General features: G+C 62.5%; 12 protein-coding genes and 2 pseudogenes. 8 read left to right on the forward strand and 6 right to left on the reverse strand.

Translation table 11 applies throughout. The features are described 5' to 3' along the window. Window positions 1-116 precede the first annotated feature (116 nt). On the reverse strand, window positions 117-1,013 hold the full coding sequence (gene gcvA, locus MF410_RS02540; RefSeq protein WP_097626558.1) for a transcriptional regulator GcvA: 897 nt from the start codon (window positions 1,011-1,013) through the stop codon (window positions 117-119). 101 nt (window positions 1,014-1,114) lie between these two features. Between gcvA and MF410_RS02545 the strand changes: the two genes are divergently transcribed. Next, complete coding sequence (locus MF410_RS02545; protein WP_097626561.1) at window positions 1,115-1,318, forward strand: hypothetical protein; 204 nt, start codon at window positions 1,115-1,117, stop codon at window positions 1,316-1,318. Here MF410_RS02545 and xdhC read toward each other — a convergent pair. The 4 genes and pseudogenes from xdhC to MF410_RS02565 all read right to left on the reverse strand — a co-directional run bounded on the left by xdhC (window position 1,294) and on the right by MF410_RS02565 (window position 7,207). Beyond that, window positions 1,294-2,109, reverse strand: coding sequence for a xanthine dehydrogenase accessory protein XdhC (gene xdhC / locus MF410_RS02550; protein ID WP_097626563.1), 816 nt, complete (start codon window positions 2,107-2,109; stop codon window positions 1,294-1,296). The genes MF410_RS02545 and xdhC overlap by 25 nt on opposite strands. A 280-nt stretch (window positions 2,110-2,389) precedes the next feature. Further along, window positions 2,390-4,730, reverse strand: a pseudogene (gene xdhB / locus MF410_RS02555) (xanthine dehydrogenase molybdopterin binding subunit). Window positions 4,731-4,935: 205 nt separating this feature from the next. Next, complete coding sequence (gene xdhA, locus MF410_RS02560; RefSeq protein ID WP_097626567.1) at window positions 4,936-6,402, reverse strand: xanthine dehydrogenase small subunit; 1,467 nt, start codon at window positions 6,400-6,402, stop codon at window positions 4,936-4,938. 28 nt (window positions 6,403-6,430) lie between these two features. Continuing rightward, window positions 6,431-7,207: a 3-hydroxybutyrate dehydrogenase gene (locus tag MF410_RS02565; protein ID WP_097626569.1), complete on the reverse strand. Its 777-nt coding sequence runs from the start codon at window positions 7,205-7,207 to the stop codon at window positions 6,431-6,433. Between the two features lie 157 nt (window positions 7,208-7,364). Between MF410_RS02565 and glpK the strand changes: the two genes are divergently transcribed. The 7 genes and pseudogenes from glpK (at window position 7,365) to map (ending at window position 13,807) form a co-directional block, all read left to right on the forward strand. Beyond that, the gene (gene glpK / locus MF410_RS02570; RefSeq protein ID WP_097626571.1) at window positions 7,365-8,858 is read left to right on the forward strand and encodes a glycerol kinase GlpK; all 1,494 of its coding nucleotides are present in this window, start codon (window positions 7,365-7,367) and stop codon (window positions 8,856-8,858) included. Window positions 8,859-9,020: 162 nt separating this feature from the next. Continuing rightward, a complete protein-coding gene (locus MF410_RS02575; RefSeq protein ID WP_097626573.1) occupies window positions 9,021-9,395 on the forward strand; it encodes a YciI family protein in 375 nt (124 codons plus the stop codon). Continuing rightward, window positions 9,392-10,651: an RNA polymerase sigma factor gene (locus MF410_RS02580; RefSeq protein ID WP_097626575.1), complete on the forward strand. Its 1,260-nt coding sequence runs from the start codon at window positions 9,392-9,394 to the stop codon at window positions 10,649-10,651. Before MF410_RS02575 ends, MF410_RS02580 begins: the two co-directional genes overlap by 4 nt. A 97-nt stretch (window positions 10,652-10,748) precedes the next feature. After that, window positions 10,749-11,221 (forward strand): annotated as a pseudogene (locus MF410_RS02585) (SRPBCC family protein). 112 nt (window positions 11,222-11,333) lie between these two features. After that, window positions 11,334-11,648: a GIY-YIG nuclease family protein gene (locus MF410_RS02590; RefSeq protein WP_097626578.1), complete on the forward strand. Its 315-nt coding sequence runs from the start codon at window positions 11,334-11,336 to the stop codon at window positions 11,646-11,648. A 294-nt stretch (window positions 11,649-11,942) separates the two neighbouring features. Further along, window positions 11,943-13,004: an LLM class flavin-dependent oxidoreductase gene (locus tag MF410_RS02595; protein WP_097626815.1), complete on the forward strand. Its 1,062-nt coding sequence runs from the start codon at window positions 11,943-11,945 to the stop codon at window positions 13,002-13,004. 44 nt (window positions 13,005-13,048) lie between these two features. Next, complete coding sequence (gene map / locus MF410_RS02600; protein WP_097626580.1) at window positions 13,049-13,807, forward strand: type I methionyl aminopeptidase; 759 nt, start codon at window positions 13,049-13,051, stop codon at window positions 13,805-13,807. A 463-nt stretch (window positions 13,808-14,270) separates the two neighbouring features. Here map and MF410_RS02605 read toward each other — a convergent pair whose 3' ends face one another. Beyond that, window positions 14,271-14,855 carry a PadR family transcriptional regulator gene (locus MF410_RS02605; RefSeq protein ID WP_097626582.1) on the reverse strand — a complete coding sequence of 195 codons (585 nt, stop codon included), beginning with the start codon at window positions 14,853-14,855 and terminating at the stop codon, window positions 14,271-14,273. Between the last annotated feature and the right edge of the window lie 159 nt (window positions 14,856-15,014).

Here is a 15,014-nt window from a genome sequence, read left to right on the forward strand (position 1 = left end):
CGATGCCTGGCTCCAAAGCGCGTCGCAGCAAACTTGATTCATGCTACGCGCTTTAGCTTTTTGTTTTGATGCATGTCGTTATCCCGGAACCGCTACACACTTCCCGGCGACATGCATTAGTTCCCGGCTGCCTTCATCTCGTCGAGGATCCAGTTGCGGAAGGCTTTGATCTTCGGCACGTTGCGGCGGTTTTCCGGATAGACGAGCCAATAGGCCTTGCCGTCGCTGCGGGTCAGCTCGAAAGGTTGATACAGCCGGCCGAGGGCGATCTCGGCCGCGTAGAAGGCCGGATGGAGGATGGCAACGCCATGGCCGGCGATTGCCGCGTCGGCTTCCACCGCCTGGGAGCCGAGCTGGTTGCGCGGGCGGCGATCGAGGTCCGTGTCGGTAACGCCGGCTGCCTCGAACCATTGTTTCCACCAGATGTCGCCGGCGTCGAAGAGATCGAACTTCAGGAGATCGCGCGGCGCCTTGATGCCGCCGGCTGATTCCGCCAGCTTCGGGCTGAGCATCGGGGTGAACTCCAGCCCCATCAGCCGGTGCAGGGTCAGACCCGGCCAGTTGCCGTCGCCCCAGCGGATCCCGACATCGATCTGTTCACGGGTAAAATCGATGATGTCGGAACTCGCCTGAAAGCGCACCGCGATCGCCGGATGCTTCAAGTGGAAGGAACCGAGGCGCGGCGCCAGCCATTTCGAGGCGAACGTATGGGTCGAGCTGATGGCGAGCGTGCCTTCCACACTGTCGCGCGCCGTCGCCATTGCATCGTGCAGCATGGCAAAGGCTTCGGTCACCTTCGGCGCCAGCCGTTCGCCGGTTTCCGTCAGCGCGATTTGGCGGGGACGGCGCAAGAAGAGCGGCTCGCCGACATTCTCCTCCAGCAGCTTGATCTGGTAGCTGACGGCCGTCTGCGTCATGCCGAGTTCGTCGCCCGCCTTGGTGAAACTGCCGAGCCGGGCAGCGGCTTCGAAGACGCGCAGCGCATTCAGCGGGAATTGCTTCGACAGTTTCATGGATAAGTTCTCTTGATGCAGGCAGACGGTCGTTCGATTGGAATTGCAGCATTTTCGGCGGCAAACTGCAACTCATACCATCAATCTATCGAGGTGATGTCATGGATTGCTCCACGATCGAAGAGAACCGGCCGCAACAGAGCATCGGTGCTTTCCGGCGTTTTGCCGGCTGGCTGGCGGGCAGCGCCGACCGTTTCTGCCGTCTGCCTCGGCTCGACTTTTCCGCCATGCCGGACCGCGTCAAGCGCGACCTCGGCTTTCTCGACGGGCGGGACCCTTACTACGAAGACGACCGCATGCGGTAGGCTGAAAGCGCCGTCAGGATTTCGGCGGCGCTCATGGCGGCGATCACTTCGGGGCGCTTGTCCCTGACCGCCGAGCCGCCGATCGGCAGCGTCAGCCGCTCCATCCAGCCACGCTCTCCGCCGCCTACGCGGGAAAGCCAGCTTGCGAAGGTGGCGCGCTTGGTCGCCGAGCCGATCATGCCGGTATAGGCAAGGTCACTCCTATCAAGCGCCTCGCGGGCGATGAGGAAATCCAGCGCGTGGTCGTGCGTCAGGATGACGACAGCGCCGCCGCCGCGAATATCCTTCACCAGCGCCTCCGGCATCGGCACGAGCCGGGTTTTCGTCTCAGCCGGCAGATTGGTCAATTCTTCCTGTCGCGTTTCGACGATCGTGACCGACAGCGGCAGCGGCGCAAGGGCTGCGGCAAGCGCCCGGCCGACATGGCCGGCACCGAAAAGATAGACCTCGGGCAGGCGCTCGATCTCGCCGGCAATCCTGGCTTCGAGTTCGTCTTTTACCGCCTGCGTCAGCCGGCGAAACCGCAACTGTGTGCGCCCGCCGCAGCACTGGCCGATTTCGGGGCCGAGCGGGATGTCCATCGCGGCGGTTCCGCCGGTTCCTGCGAGCATCTCCCGTGCATTCGCGATCGCCATGAATTCAAATTGCCCGCCGCCGATCGTGCCCCACAGCGCGGTCGGCGAGACGAGCATGTAGGCGCCGGCCTCGCGCGGGGTGGAGCCTTGCGCCCCGGTGATGTCGACGAGGATGCTGTCGGGGTTGGCGGTGAGGAAGGTGGGGAGGTCGGTCATGGAAAGATGGCCGATAGGTAAGCGGCTGTGATACCCCCTCTGTCCTGCCGGACATCTCCCCCACAAGGGGGGAGATCGGCATCAGGCGCTGGCCTCCCAAGACACCGAAACGACAGCGTAAAAGCGGATTTTGATAATCCGATGCCAAGGCAATATGGGCGAAGGGCTGCGGTCTTGTCGATCTCCCCCTCGTGGGGGAGATGTCCGGCAGGACAGAGGGGGGTGCCACCCGCGCCGCCGGTCCCGCTGACGCAATAAACCAGCCGAACGCCTTCTCATCCTAAACCCGCTTCATCCGCTCCACCGCCATCAGCACCCGCTCCGGCGTCGCCGGCGCGTCGAGCCCTGGGCAGACCTTGTAGTCCGCCACGCTGGCGACTGCCATCGATAACGCTTCCAGCACCGAGATCGCCAGCATGAAGGGCGGCTCTCCGACGGCCTTGGAGCGGCCGATGGTGGCCTCTGCGCTCTCCGACCATTCGGCAAGGCGGACGTTGAAGATCTTCGGGCGGTCGGAGGCGAGCGGGATCTTGTATGTTGAGGGCGCATGGGTGCGCAGCCGTCCCTTGTCATCCCACCAGAGTTCTTCCGTTGTCAGCCATCCCATGCCCTGGACGAAAGCGCCCTCGACCTGGCCGAGGTCGATTGCCGGGTTCAGCGAGCGGCCGACATCGTGGAGGATGTCGGTGCGGTCGATCAGGTACTCGCCGGTCAGCGTATCGATCGAAACCTCGGTGCAGGCGGCGCCATAGGCGAAATAATAGAAGGGCGTGCCGCGGCCGGCCTTGCGGTCCCAGTGGATCTTCGGCGTTTTGTAGAAGCCGGTGGCGGACAGCTGGACGCGGGCGAAATAGGCCTGCTTGATGAAATCAGGGAAGGGGATCTCGATTTCGCCGACGCGCACACGGTTCGGCAGGAAGACGACGTCGGAGGGCGCCACATCCCATTTTTCGGCGGCAAAGGCCACCAGTCGTTCCTTGATCTGGCGGGCGGCGTCATAAGCTGCCATGCCGTTCAGGTCCGAGCCGGAGGAGGCGGCGGTGGCCGAGGTGTTCGGCACCTTGGCCGTCGTCGTCGCGGTGATCTTCACCCGATCGATATCGACCTGAAAACTGTCGGCCAGCACCTGCGCCACCTTGGTATAAAGGCCCTGGCCCATTTCGGTGCCGCCATGGTTCAGATGGATCGACCCGTCCTGATAGATGTGGACGAGGGCGCCCGCCTGGTTGAAGGCGGTCATGGTGAAGGAGATGCCGAATTTGACCGGCGTCAGGGAGATGCCTTTTCTGATATAGCGGCTATCGCGGTTGAAGCCGATGACGGCATTGCGCCGCGCGCGGTATTCGGCAGTTTCCTCCAACTCCTCGACGATGCGGGCGATGATATTGTCCTCGACCTCCTGGTGGTAGGGCGTCAGCGTGCGCCCGGAGCCCGGCTGGCCGTAGAAATTCAGCTTGCGGATATCGAGCGGGTCCTTGCCGAGGGCGTAAGCGATTTCCTCGATGAAGCGTTCAGCGCCGAGCATGCCCTGGGGTCCGCCGAAGCCGCGGAAGGCGGTGTTGGAGACGGTGTGCGTCTTCAACGGTTTCGACTGCAGATGTACATGCGGGTAGAAATAGCTGGAGTCGGCGTGGAACATGGCGCGGTCGGTCACCGGCCCCGAGAGATCGGAGGAGAAGCCGCAGCGCGCCGCGTAGGTCGCGTTAACCGCGTGGATGCGGCCTTCGGCATCGAAGCCTATTTCGTAGTCGACCAGGAAATCATGGCGCTTGCCGGTGGCGCTCATATCCTCGTCGCGGTCGGGGCGGAATTTGATGGCGCGGCCGAGCTTCTTGGCGGCGATCGCCGCAAGGGCTGCGAACTGGTTGCCCTGCGTCTCCTTGCCGCCGAAGCCGCCGCCCATGCGGCGCACGTTGACGGTGACCGCGTTCGACGGGATATCGAGCACGTGGCCGACAATGTGCTGGATCTCGCTCGGATGCTGGGTCGAGGACCAGACGGTGACCTCGTCGTCCTCGCCGGGGATCGCCACGGCGATATGGCCTTCGAGGTAGAAATGCTCCTGTCCGCCGATGCGCATCTGCCCTTTCAGACGCATTGGAGCATTCGGCATTTCCGTTTCCGAGCTCGCCGCGCTGGAGCGTCATCGGGGTGATGACCAGCGGGCCCCCATTGGCGAGCGCGCCGTCGATATCGTGCCAGTGCGGCAGTTCGCGATAGTCGATCTTCGCCAGCCGGGCGGCGCGTCGCGCCGCGTCGCGTGTCTCGGCGATGACGGCAAAGATCGGCTGGCCGTGGAACTGAACTAAGGTTTCAGCAAGCAGCGGCTCGTCATGGCTGCCGTTAGAACTGGTGTCGTTGACGCCGGGCACGTCCTTGCCGGTGAAAACCCAGACGACGCCGGGATAGGCGGCGACAGCGGAAAGATCGATGCTGATGATTTCGGCATGCGCCCGATCGGAAAGGCCGAGTGCGCCGTGCAGCAGGCCGGCGGGTTCGGGAATATCGTCGATATAATCGGCACTTCCGGTGACATGTTTATGCGCTGAATCATGCCGCAGCGAGCCGTGCATGGGGCCCGATATGACGACCTTGGGGTTTTCGAAGGTGGACTTGTCCATTAGATGAGCCCTCCGCAGCCGGTGCTGCCCCTCATCCGGCTGCCGCCACCTTCTCCCCGTTCTGACGGGGAGAAAGGATATGCCGCACCGTATTTCCCTCTCTCAACCATCGCGCAGGGCACGCCCCCTCTCCCCGCAAGCGGAGAGGGGGTTAGGGTGAGGGGCAAAATGGTGGCGGCAGAAGGCCGGTTGGTGAAACAAACCATCACGCCACCTCCTCGAACCGCTTCAGTTCCGCCGGCGCTCCAACTGTCTCCAGATAAAACCGCGTCAGCAGGTTCTTTGCCGTCAGCTGCCGGTATTCCGCCGTGGCGCGCCAGTCGGTCAGCGGCTGGTAGTCGGCGTCAAACGCGGGGCGGGCGGCTTCGATCGTCGCTTCCGTCCATGGTTTGCCCATCAGTTCGGCTTCGACCGTGGGGGCGCGTTTCGGCGTTGCGGCCATGCCGCCGAAGGCGATGCGGATGTCCGTGACCACTTCCGCTTCATCGAGCGTCAGCAGGAAGGCGCCGAGCACGGCGGTGATATCCTCGTCGCGGCGCTTGGTGATCTTGTAGGCGGCAAAGCGGCTGGTTGTCTTGGGATAGGGCACGAAGACGCTCTCGACGAATTCGCCGGGCTTCCGATCCTGCTTGCCGTAGGCAATGAAAAAATCTTCGAGCGGCATTTTGCGCTGGCCTTCCAGGGAGCGCAGCGTCAGCGTTGCGCCCAGCGCGATCAGCGGCGGAGGGCTGTCGCCGATCGGCGAGCCGTTGGCGATATTGCCGCCGATCGTGCCCATGTTGCGCACCTGCTCGCCGCCGATGCGATCGATCAACCGCCCAAGCGCCGGGATCTTTTTCGAGATTGCGGCGAAGGCGCCGCTATAGCTGACCCCGGCGCCGATGGTGACGCCCTGCTCGCTTTCGGTGACCGACTGCAGTTCGCTCAAGTGATTGATGAAGACGACGGGGCTCAGCCGCCGCATCTGCTTCGTCACCCAGAGACCGACATCGGTCGAACCGGCGACGACGATCGCGTCGGGCTCCTGCGAGAGGACTTCGGTCAGCGCTTGAAGCGAAACCGGAATGATCAGCCGGTCTTCGTCCTTGGCAATCCTGATCGTGCTGCTTGTCTGTATTGCCCAGAGCCGAGCGACGATTTCCGAACGTGTCCGCTCCAGCGGGTCGAAGAGCGCGCTCGGCCGCATCAGGCTCACCTGCTCGGCGGCCTTGACGATCGGCTCGTAGCCGGTGCAGCGACAGAGATTGCCTTGCAGCGCCTTTTCGATCTCGCGGCGGCCGGGATTTTCCTTCGTCAGCCATAGGCCATAGAGCGACATGACGAAGCCCGGAGTGCAGAAGCCGCACTGCGAGCCATGACAATCGACCAATGCCTGCTGCACCGGATGCAATGCGCCGTCCCGGCCGGCCAAGTGCTCGACCGTCACCACATGGGTCGCATGCAGCGAGCCGATGAAACGGATGCAGGCATTGACGGATTCATAGGTGAGCTTGCCGTCGGCGAGCCGGCCGACGAGCACGGTGCAGGCGCCGCAATCGCCTTCCGCGCATCCTTCCTTGGTGCCCGTCAGGCGTCGCTTCAACCGCAGGAAATCGAGCAACGTCTCGGTCGGGCCGACATCGGCGAGCGCGATGTCCTCGCCATTCAGGATGAAGCGGATGCTGTCGTTCATGATATTCCCGGTTGTTTTTTCCAAATGGTTAAGCCGCAGTCCAGCCACCGTCAATCGAGATATGCGTTCCCGTCACCTGCCGGGCGGCGTCGCTGGCAAGGTAAAGCGACAGCGCACCGATTTCTTCGGCCTTGACGAATTCACGGGTCGGCTGCGCCTTGAGGATGACCTCGCTCTTCACCTGTTCCTCGGTCATGCCGCGGGCCTTGGCGGTATCGGGTATCTGCTTCTCGACCAGCGGCGTCAGCACATAGCCGGGGCAGATGGCGTTGACCGTCACGCCGAATTCGGCAAGCTCCAGGGCGGCCGTCTTCGTCAGACCTAATATACCATGTTTTGCTGCGACATAGGCGCATTTGAAGGGAGAGGCGACGAGCCCGTGCGCCGAGGCGATGTTGATGATGCGGCCGTGCTTCTTCGCCTTCATCAGCGGGATGGCGGCGCGCATCGTGTGAAAGGAGCTCGACAGATTGATGGCGATGATCTGATCCCATTTCTCGATCGGGAAGTCCTCGATCTTTTCGACATGCTGGATGCCGGCATTGTTGACCAGGACATCGACGGTGCCGAAGGTCTTTGCCGCCGTTTCGATCAGGTCGGCGATCTCGGCGGGCTTGGTCATATCGGCCGGATGGTAGATCGCCCGGGCCTTGGATACTGATTCAAGCCGTGCGACGATCGCCTTGATTTCATCGGCATTTCCGAAACCGTTGATGACGACGTTGTCGCCGGTTTCGGCAAAGGCGGTGGCGATCGCAAGGCCGATGCCGCTGGTGGAACCGGTGACGACGACTGATCTGCTCATATTTTTCTCCTGACAGGCCGATGCTGCGTTGCAACGTTAGTGGCGAGGTTATGCCCAAAGCCGGCAGGCTGGCAATTCCGCTTTATTCGCTTTTCTCACCCGCATCCGTGTCTTATTGATTTGTCACGATAATCGACATGCTAGAGGAGGGAATTGCATGAGTGGATATGTTCTGGCGATCGATCAGGGAACGACATCGACGCGGGCGATCGTCTTCGACGGCGAAATGCATGTCGCCGGCAAGGGCCAGAAGGAATTCACTCAGATCTATCCGCGATCCGGCTGGGTCGAGCACGATCCCGAGGAAATCTGGGACTCGGTCGTCTCCACCGTCAACATGGCGCTGCGCGACGCCGGGATCACGGCCAAGGATATTGCCGCGCTCGGCATCACCAACCAGCGCGAGACGGTGGTCGTCTGGGAACGCGAGACCGGCCGGCCGATCCAGAACGCCATCGTCTGGCAGGACCGGCGCACGGCAAGCTATTGCGACAATCTGAAACGGCAGGATCTGGAGCGGTTGTTCACCAAGAAGACCGGCCTGATCCTCGACCCGTATTTTTCCGGCACCAAGCTTTCCTGGATGCTCGCCAACGTCAAGGGCGCCCGGGCGCGCGCCGCCAGGGGCGATCTCTGCTTCGGTACGATCGATACCTTCCTGATCTGGCGGCTGACCGGCGGCAAGAGCTTCGGCACCGACGCCACCAACGCCTCGCGCACGCTGATGTACAATATCGCCGAAAACGCCTGGGATGAGGATCTGCTCGATATTTTGCGCGTGCCGGCCGCCATGCTGCCTGAGGTGAAGGATTGCGCCTCCGATTTCGGCACGGTCGATCCTGATATCTTCGGCGCCGCGATCCCGATTCTCGGGGTTGCCGGCGACCAGCAGGCGGCGACCATCGGTCAGGCCTGTTTTGCACCGGGCATGCTGAAATCGACCTACGGCACCGGCTGTTTCGCTTTGCTCAACACCGGCGCCGATATGGTCCGTTCGAAAAACCGGCTGCTGACCACCATCGCCTATCGCCTGAACGGCGAGACGACCTATGCGCTTGAGGGGTCGATCTTCATCGCTGGCGCGGCGGTGCAATGGCTGCGGGACGGGCTCGGGATCATCGGCAGCGCCGCCGAGACCAATGCGCTTGCCGAAAAGGCCGATCCGACGCAGGAGGTCTATCTCGTGCCCGCCTTCACGGGGCTTGGCGCACCGCATTGGGATGCCAAGGCGCGCGGCGCGATCTTCGGGCTGACACGCAACAGCGGCCCGGCGGAACTGTCCAGGGCGGCACTCGAAGCTGTCTGCTACCAGACCCGCGATCTGCTCGACGCCATGCAGAAGGACTGGAAGAACGGTGGCGACGACACGGTGCTGCGCGTCGATGGCGGCATGGTCGCCTCCGACTGGACGATGCAGCGCCTGGCCGATCTGCTCGACGCCCCGGTCGACCGCCCGGTGATCCTGGAGACGACGGCGCTGGGTGCTGCCTGGCTTGCTGGCAGCCGGGCAGGGGTCTGGCCGGACAGGGACGGTTTTTCAGCGACATGGAAGCGGGACCGGCGGTTCGAGCCCGACATGGATGAGAAGGTGCGGGCGGCAAAGCTCAAGGGCTGGAAGAGCGCGGTCAGGCGGACGCTGAGCGAGGGGTGAGGAACGCGATGTAGGCCTAGGGTGTCTCCACGCAGCATCCGGCTATTTCTTCCGCCGGAGCGTTGCCGTGCTCCGGAAGATCACGAATCCTATCCAGAATTTTTTGATGCGGCCTGTCGGCTAAGCGGCTACTCCTTCGTCATTCGGAAAGAGGAGTGAGCAATGCTTTATGCAATCCTTTGTTACGCCCATGAGGAAACCGTCTTCGCCTGGACGAAGGAGGAAGAGGCCGCCGTCATGGAGAAGCTCTATGCCGTGCAGGAGCCGCTTGCCGCATCCGGCAAGCTCGGCCCCGTTGGCCGGCTGATGCCGACGACGGCTGCGACCACCGTGCGTAAGGGCAAGGACGAGCCTTTGGTCATCGACGGGCCTTTTGCGGAAACGAAAGAGGCGCTTCTCGGCTTCTACCTGGTCGACTTCGAAACGCTCGACGAGGCGGTCGCCTTCTCGAAACAGCTTTCCTCCGTCAATCCGGGTTCCACCTCTTACGAAATTCGGCCGTTCTACGTCTTCAGGCCGGGAGATGCTTCATCATGACAGACATTGCCTGGATCGACCTTGCCCTTGCCTCGGCCCGCCCGAAGGCGCTCGGTGCGCTGCTGCGCTATTTCCGCAATCTTGATACCGCGGAAGAGGCTTTTCAGGAGGCATGCCTGAGGGCGATCCGGACATGGCCGGAAAAAGGGCCGCCACGCGATCCCACAGCCTGGCTGATCTTCGTCGCCCGAAACAGCGGGATCGACGCGGTGCGCAAGCGGTCAAAGCTCCAGGCCCTGCCGGACGAGGATACGATCTCCGATACCGAGGATGCCGAAAGCGATATTGCCGAGCGGCTGGACGATTCCCACTATCGCGACGATATCCTGCGGCTTCTCTTCATCTGCTGCCACCCGGACCTGCCGGCGACCCAGCAGATCGCGCTGGCGCTGCGCATCGTTTCCGGCCTTTCGGTGACGCAGATCGCCCGCGCCTTCCTGGTGTCGGAAAGCGCCATGGAGCAACGCATCACCCGCGCCAAGGCACGCGTCGCCAAGGCCGGCGTGCCGTTCGAAACGCCGAGCGCTGAGGAAAGGGCCGAGCGTCTTACGATCGTCAGCACGATGATCTATCTCGTCTTCAACGAGGGCTACAGCCAGGCCGACCCGAAGCATGAGGCGGCCGCCTTCAGCGACGAGGCGATCCGGCTGGCACGGCTGATCCTGTACCTCTTTCCGTCCGAACCGGAGCTGATGGGGCTGCTTGCACTGATGCTTCTGCAGATATCGCGCCGGCCGGCGCGCTTCAGCGCCGAAGACGAGATTGTGCTGCTGGAAGATCAGGACCGCTCGCTCTGGAACCAGCCCTTCATCAACGAGGCCCTGGCGCTGCTCGACAAAGCGCTGCGACACCGCCGGCCCGGCCCGTATCAGCTTCAGGCGGCCATCGCCGCCATCCATTCCCGGGCGAAGCGCGCCGAAGACACCGACTGGGTGGAAATCGATCTGCTCTACCGCGCGCTGGAACGTGTGCAGCCTTCTCCTGTGGTGACACTCAATCGCGCGGTCGTTGTTTCCAAACTGCACGGGCCGCAGCAGGCGCTCGATCTGATCGATCCGCTGGGCGAAAAGCTCGGCGGCTATTTCTACTATCACGGCCTGCGGGGCGGGCTGCTGAAGCAGCTTGGCTTGACCGGCCAGGCGCGCGAAGCCTTCGACCGCGCCATCGCGCTTGCCCATTCGGCGGCGGAGGCCGCCCATATCCGCCGGCAGATCGACAAGATGCAGGAAGAGGCGACGCAGCCGGTCGCGAAATAATCAAGAAAAAATCGGCGCTTTGTCGGAACGGCGAACTTCGGCACGTCCTTGTAACAACCTGACAGAAACAGGTTTATTCAAATGGAGAGATGTTGAAATGACCGCCAGCACCCAACATGAACTCGTCCTCGTTCGCGAATTCGACGCCCCGCGCGAGAAAATCTACAAGGCGTGGACCGATCCCGATCTCATGAAGCAGTGGTTCGTTCCACGCCCCTGGGTGTTGCGGAAGCAACGCTCGACGTTCGCCCCGGCGGTTCCAGCGTGATCGTCATGCAGGATCCCGAGGGCAATCGGTACCCGAACCGCGGCGTCTATCTCGAGATCATCGAGAACGAGAAGATCGTCTTCACCGATGCCTATACCAGCGCCTGGGTGCCTGCCGAAAAACCTTTCTTCACCGGCGTCATCCTGCTCGAAGACCTCGGCAATGGCCGCACGAAATATACCGCCAAGGCATTGCACTGGCGCGCGGAGGACAAGGAAACGCACGAGAAAATGGGCTTCCATGAAGGATGGGGCAAGGCCGCAGATCAGCTGGCGGAATTGCTGGCGAAGGCGCCGTCCTGACGCTTCAGTGCGAGTTGAGGTGGCTCGAAAGATGATTCCGCCGGCGCCTTCAAGTCGTTGAATTGAGAGTCGAATTGGGGGCTGAGCGTGGCCGTGTCTCTGTCGACGTCGGATGTGTCCTGTGCCAATCTGCAGAGATAAAGGATACGTCTACATCCTCGCATCTGGACGCAACGGCATGCTCTATACCGGCGTGACGCGGGACCTAGCCGGGCGGTTATACGAGCATCAGAATGAGCTGACGCCGGGCTTCACATCGAAATATGGCGTCAAGACGCTGGTGTGGCTTGAGGAGCATGATCTGCTGACGACAGCGATCACACGGGAGAAGACGATCAAGAAATGGCCGCGGCAGTGGAAGCTTAATCTGATCGAGCGGGATAATCCTGCGTGGGAGGATATTTCGTTTCATCTTCTCGGTCTGTGACGAGTGTCTCGTCGCGCGGACGCGCAACTGCTGGATTCCTGTGACGAGCACAGGAATGAGGGAGTTGTGCTTTGTATGATAGGCGATATGGGAGCACGGCGTGCACCCCTTGCTCCCTCATTCCTGTGCTCGTCACAGTCCAGCAGCGCCGTGTCTACGGCGCAAAGACTCTTACCACGCTGCAGAAAACATCACGCCACTATCGAAATTCTCGAACATTCCGTTCCAGAGTTTGTATTTGCGCTCGGTCTCGGCGATCCTTATCTCCTGGCGGAATTCAACAGGATGCCGACGATGGAACTGGGTCTTTATACGTTTGCGGATGTCAATCCCAATCCCTCCCGCAGCAAGGGTGCGGAAGGGGCCGAACGGCTGAAGCATCTGATCGAGGAGATCGAGCTTGCCGATCAGGTGGGGCTCGATGTCTTCGGGCTCGGCGAACATCATCGGCCGGATTATGCGGCGTCGGCGCCTGCCGTCGCGCTGGCGGCGGCGGCCGTCAAGACGAAAAACATCCGGCTGACCAGCGCCGTCACTGTGCTTTCCTCCGATGATCCGGTGCGCGTCTTCCAGCAGTTTTCGACGCTGGATCTAATTTCGAACGGCCGCGCCGAGATCATGGCGGGGCGCGGCTCCTTCATCGAGTCCTTCCCGCTGTTCGGCTACAATCTCGAGGACTACGACCAGCTTTTCGAAGAGAAGCTCGATCTGCTGCTGGCGTTGCGCGATGGCGAGACGGTCGACTGGAGCGGCGAGCTCCGCGCGCCGATCCGGGGGCGCGGCGTCTATCCCAGGCCTCTGCAGGATCCGTTGCCGTTGTGGATCGCCGTTGGCGGCACGCCGCAGTCGGTGGCGCGCGCCGGTGCGCTCGGCCTGCCGGTGGCGCTGGCGATCATCGGCGGCGAGCCGCGCCGGTTCGCGCCACTCTTCGATCTCTACCGGGAGGCCGCGCGCCGGGCAGGGCAGGATCAGGCCAAGCTGAAGACCAGCATCAATGTCCACGGCTTCATCGCCGATACGACAGAGGCGGCCGCCGAACAGTTTTACGGACCGCAGGCCGAAGTGATGAACCGCATCGGCCGCGAGCGCGGCTGGGGGCCGACGAGCCGGGCACAGTTCGATATGTCGCGCGGACCGAACGGTGCGCTCTTCGTTGGGGATCCCGAGGTGGTCGCCGAAAAGATTATCGCCCATCACGCACTCTTCAAGAACGACCGCTTCCTGCTGCAGATGGCGATCGGCCTGATGCCACATGCCGAGATCATGCGCGGCATCGAGCTCTACGGGACGAAAGTCGCGCCGATCGTCAGAAAGGCATTGACTGAAAGCGGCGAAGGGGCGAAAGCCACGGCCTAACCAAGGCGGCTGCGGTCGCCCCTGCGCAAAGCCGGAACAGACGAATGGTTATCGCAAACGACGACGAACTGACAAAGCTCAAGGAGATCGGCCGGATCTGCGCCAACGCCATCCAGGTGATGGCGGCGGCGATGGAGCCCGGCATGACGACGCTGGAGCTCGACCGGATCGGCCGTAAGGTGCTCGAGGATTCGGGCGCGCGCTCGGCGCCGGAGTTCTGCTACCAGTTTCCGGGGGCGACCTGCATCAGCGTCAATGAGGAAATCGCCCACGGCATTCCCGGGTCGCGCGTCATCCGCGCCGGCGACCTCGTCAACATCGACGTCTCGGCGGAGAAGGACGGCTTCTTTGCCGATACCGGCGCTTCCTTCGCGATGCCGCCGGTCAAGCCGAAGATCGACAAGCTCTGCCGTGACGGCAAGCGGGCGCTCTGGGTCGGGCTCAATCAGGTGAAATCGGGCGAGCCGTTGGCAAAGATCGGCACCGCCGTCGGCGCCTTCGCGCAGAAGAACCGCTATACGCTGGTCGCCAATCTGGCGAGCCACGGTGTCGGCCGCTCGCTTCACGAGGAGCCGGCCGAACTCTCGACCTGGCCGGACCCTTCGGAAAAACGCGTCATGACGGATGGGCTCGTCTTTACCGTCGAGCCTTTCCTGTCGCTCGGCGCGACCTGGGCGGAGGGCGGCGACGATGCATGGACGCTTTATGCCGATCCGAAGGCGCCGACCGTTCAATATGAACATACGGTTGTGGCAACGCGCAACGGGCCGGTGATTCTGACTTTGCCGGACGGGCGGGCGTAGGGAAACGCGCAGAGGCGGAGCTCCCTTACGTGCGGCATCCTCCGACGCTTCCTACGCCGAGGTGCGCAGCCCGTGGGGCGGAGCCTCGAATGATCATACTGCTACTTCGCTTCTTGCATTCATCCGGCATCAGTGCGCCCGCCCCGTCCTTCGAGGCCCCTGCGGGGCACCTCGGGATGAGGCTCTCTTGAGTGTAGGCGGCGGCATCTCAGGGGGCTTGAGTGTCGGCACGGCATCCTGCAACGCCCGCTACTACAAGCGCGGCATCCACCAACGTTCCTCATGCTGAGGTGCGCAGCCAGTAGGGCGGAGCCTCGAAGTACGCCACAACGTCGCTTCTTGCATTCATCCGGCATCGGTGCACCCGTCCCGTCCTTCGAGGCCCCTGCGGGGCGCTTCAGGATGAGGCCCTCTTGGGCACCAGTGCGGTATCCTCGAGCGCCTCATCCCTTGTACCTTGGCATCACCCGTCTTCACCCCGCGTTTGCGGCCTGCCGCCCTGCAGGATTTCCGTCGCCGCACGTTCCAGTATGCCGGCAATGCGGGCGGCCTCGGGCTTTGACCAGGGATAACGCATGCGCAGTGCCGAGCGCAGCAGCATGCGAGCGGCGCGGATATCGCCGCCGTCCTGCATGAAATCGCCGTCGTCACCCTCGTCGGCGCCGTGGCGGTCGGTTTCGAAGACGCGCTTCACATAGGCCATCTTCTCACCGATGCGTTCCAGCTTGGCGAGTGTGTGCAGGATCATGTCGCGGTTTTCCTCGACGCGGCGGCGGCCGGCGTCGGTGATGCTGTAGAGTTTCTTGGTGCCCTCGTTCTCCACCTCGGCAAGACCGGTTTCCTCGAGATAGGTGAGCGCCGGGTAGATAACGCCGGGGCTCGGCACGTAGAAGCCCCCGGAGCGTTCCTCCAGCAACTTTATCAATTCATAGCCGTGGCGGGGTTGCTCAGCGAGCAGCGCCAGAATGACGAGCTGCAGATCGCCGGCCGCAAATTTGCGGCCCATGCGGAAAGCGTCGCCGAACATGCCGCCTTTAAAACCTCTCATGACTTTTCCTTTCATCGTTGGATGTATCGTTGGCTATGTCTTAAAACATATATCGTAAGATAATTGCTTTCAAGGGAGCCGAGGAATTTTTCATGTTTCCGGAAATTGATCGACCGATCAGAATTACTTGATTGTCGCGCAGGTGCTGCGGCGCGATAA

This window comes from Rhizobium sp. C104, from assembly GCF_022354505.1.
GTDB lineage: Bacteria > Pseudomonadota > Alphaproteobacteria > Rhizobiales > Rhizobiaceae > Rhizobium > Rhizobium redzepovicii.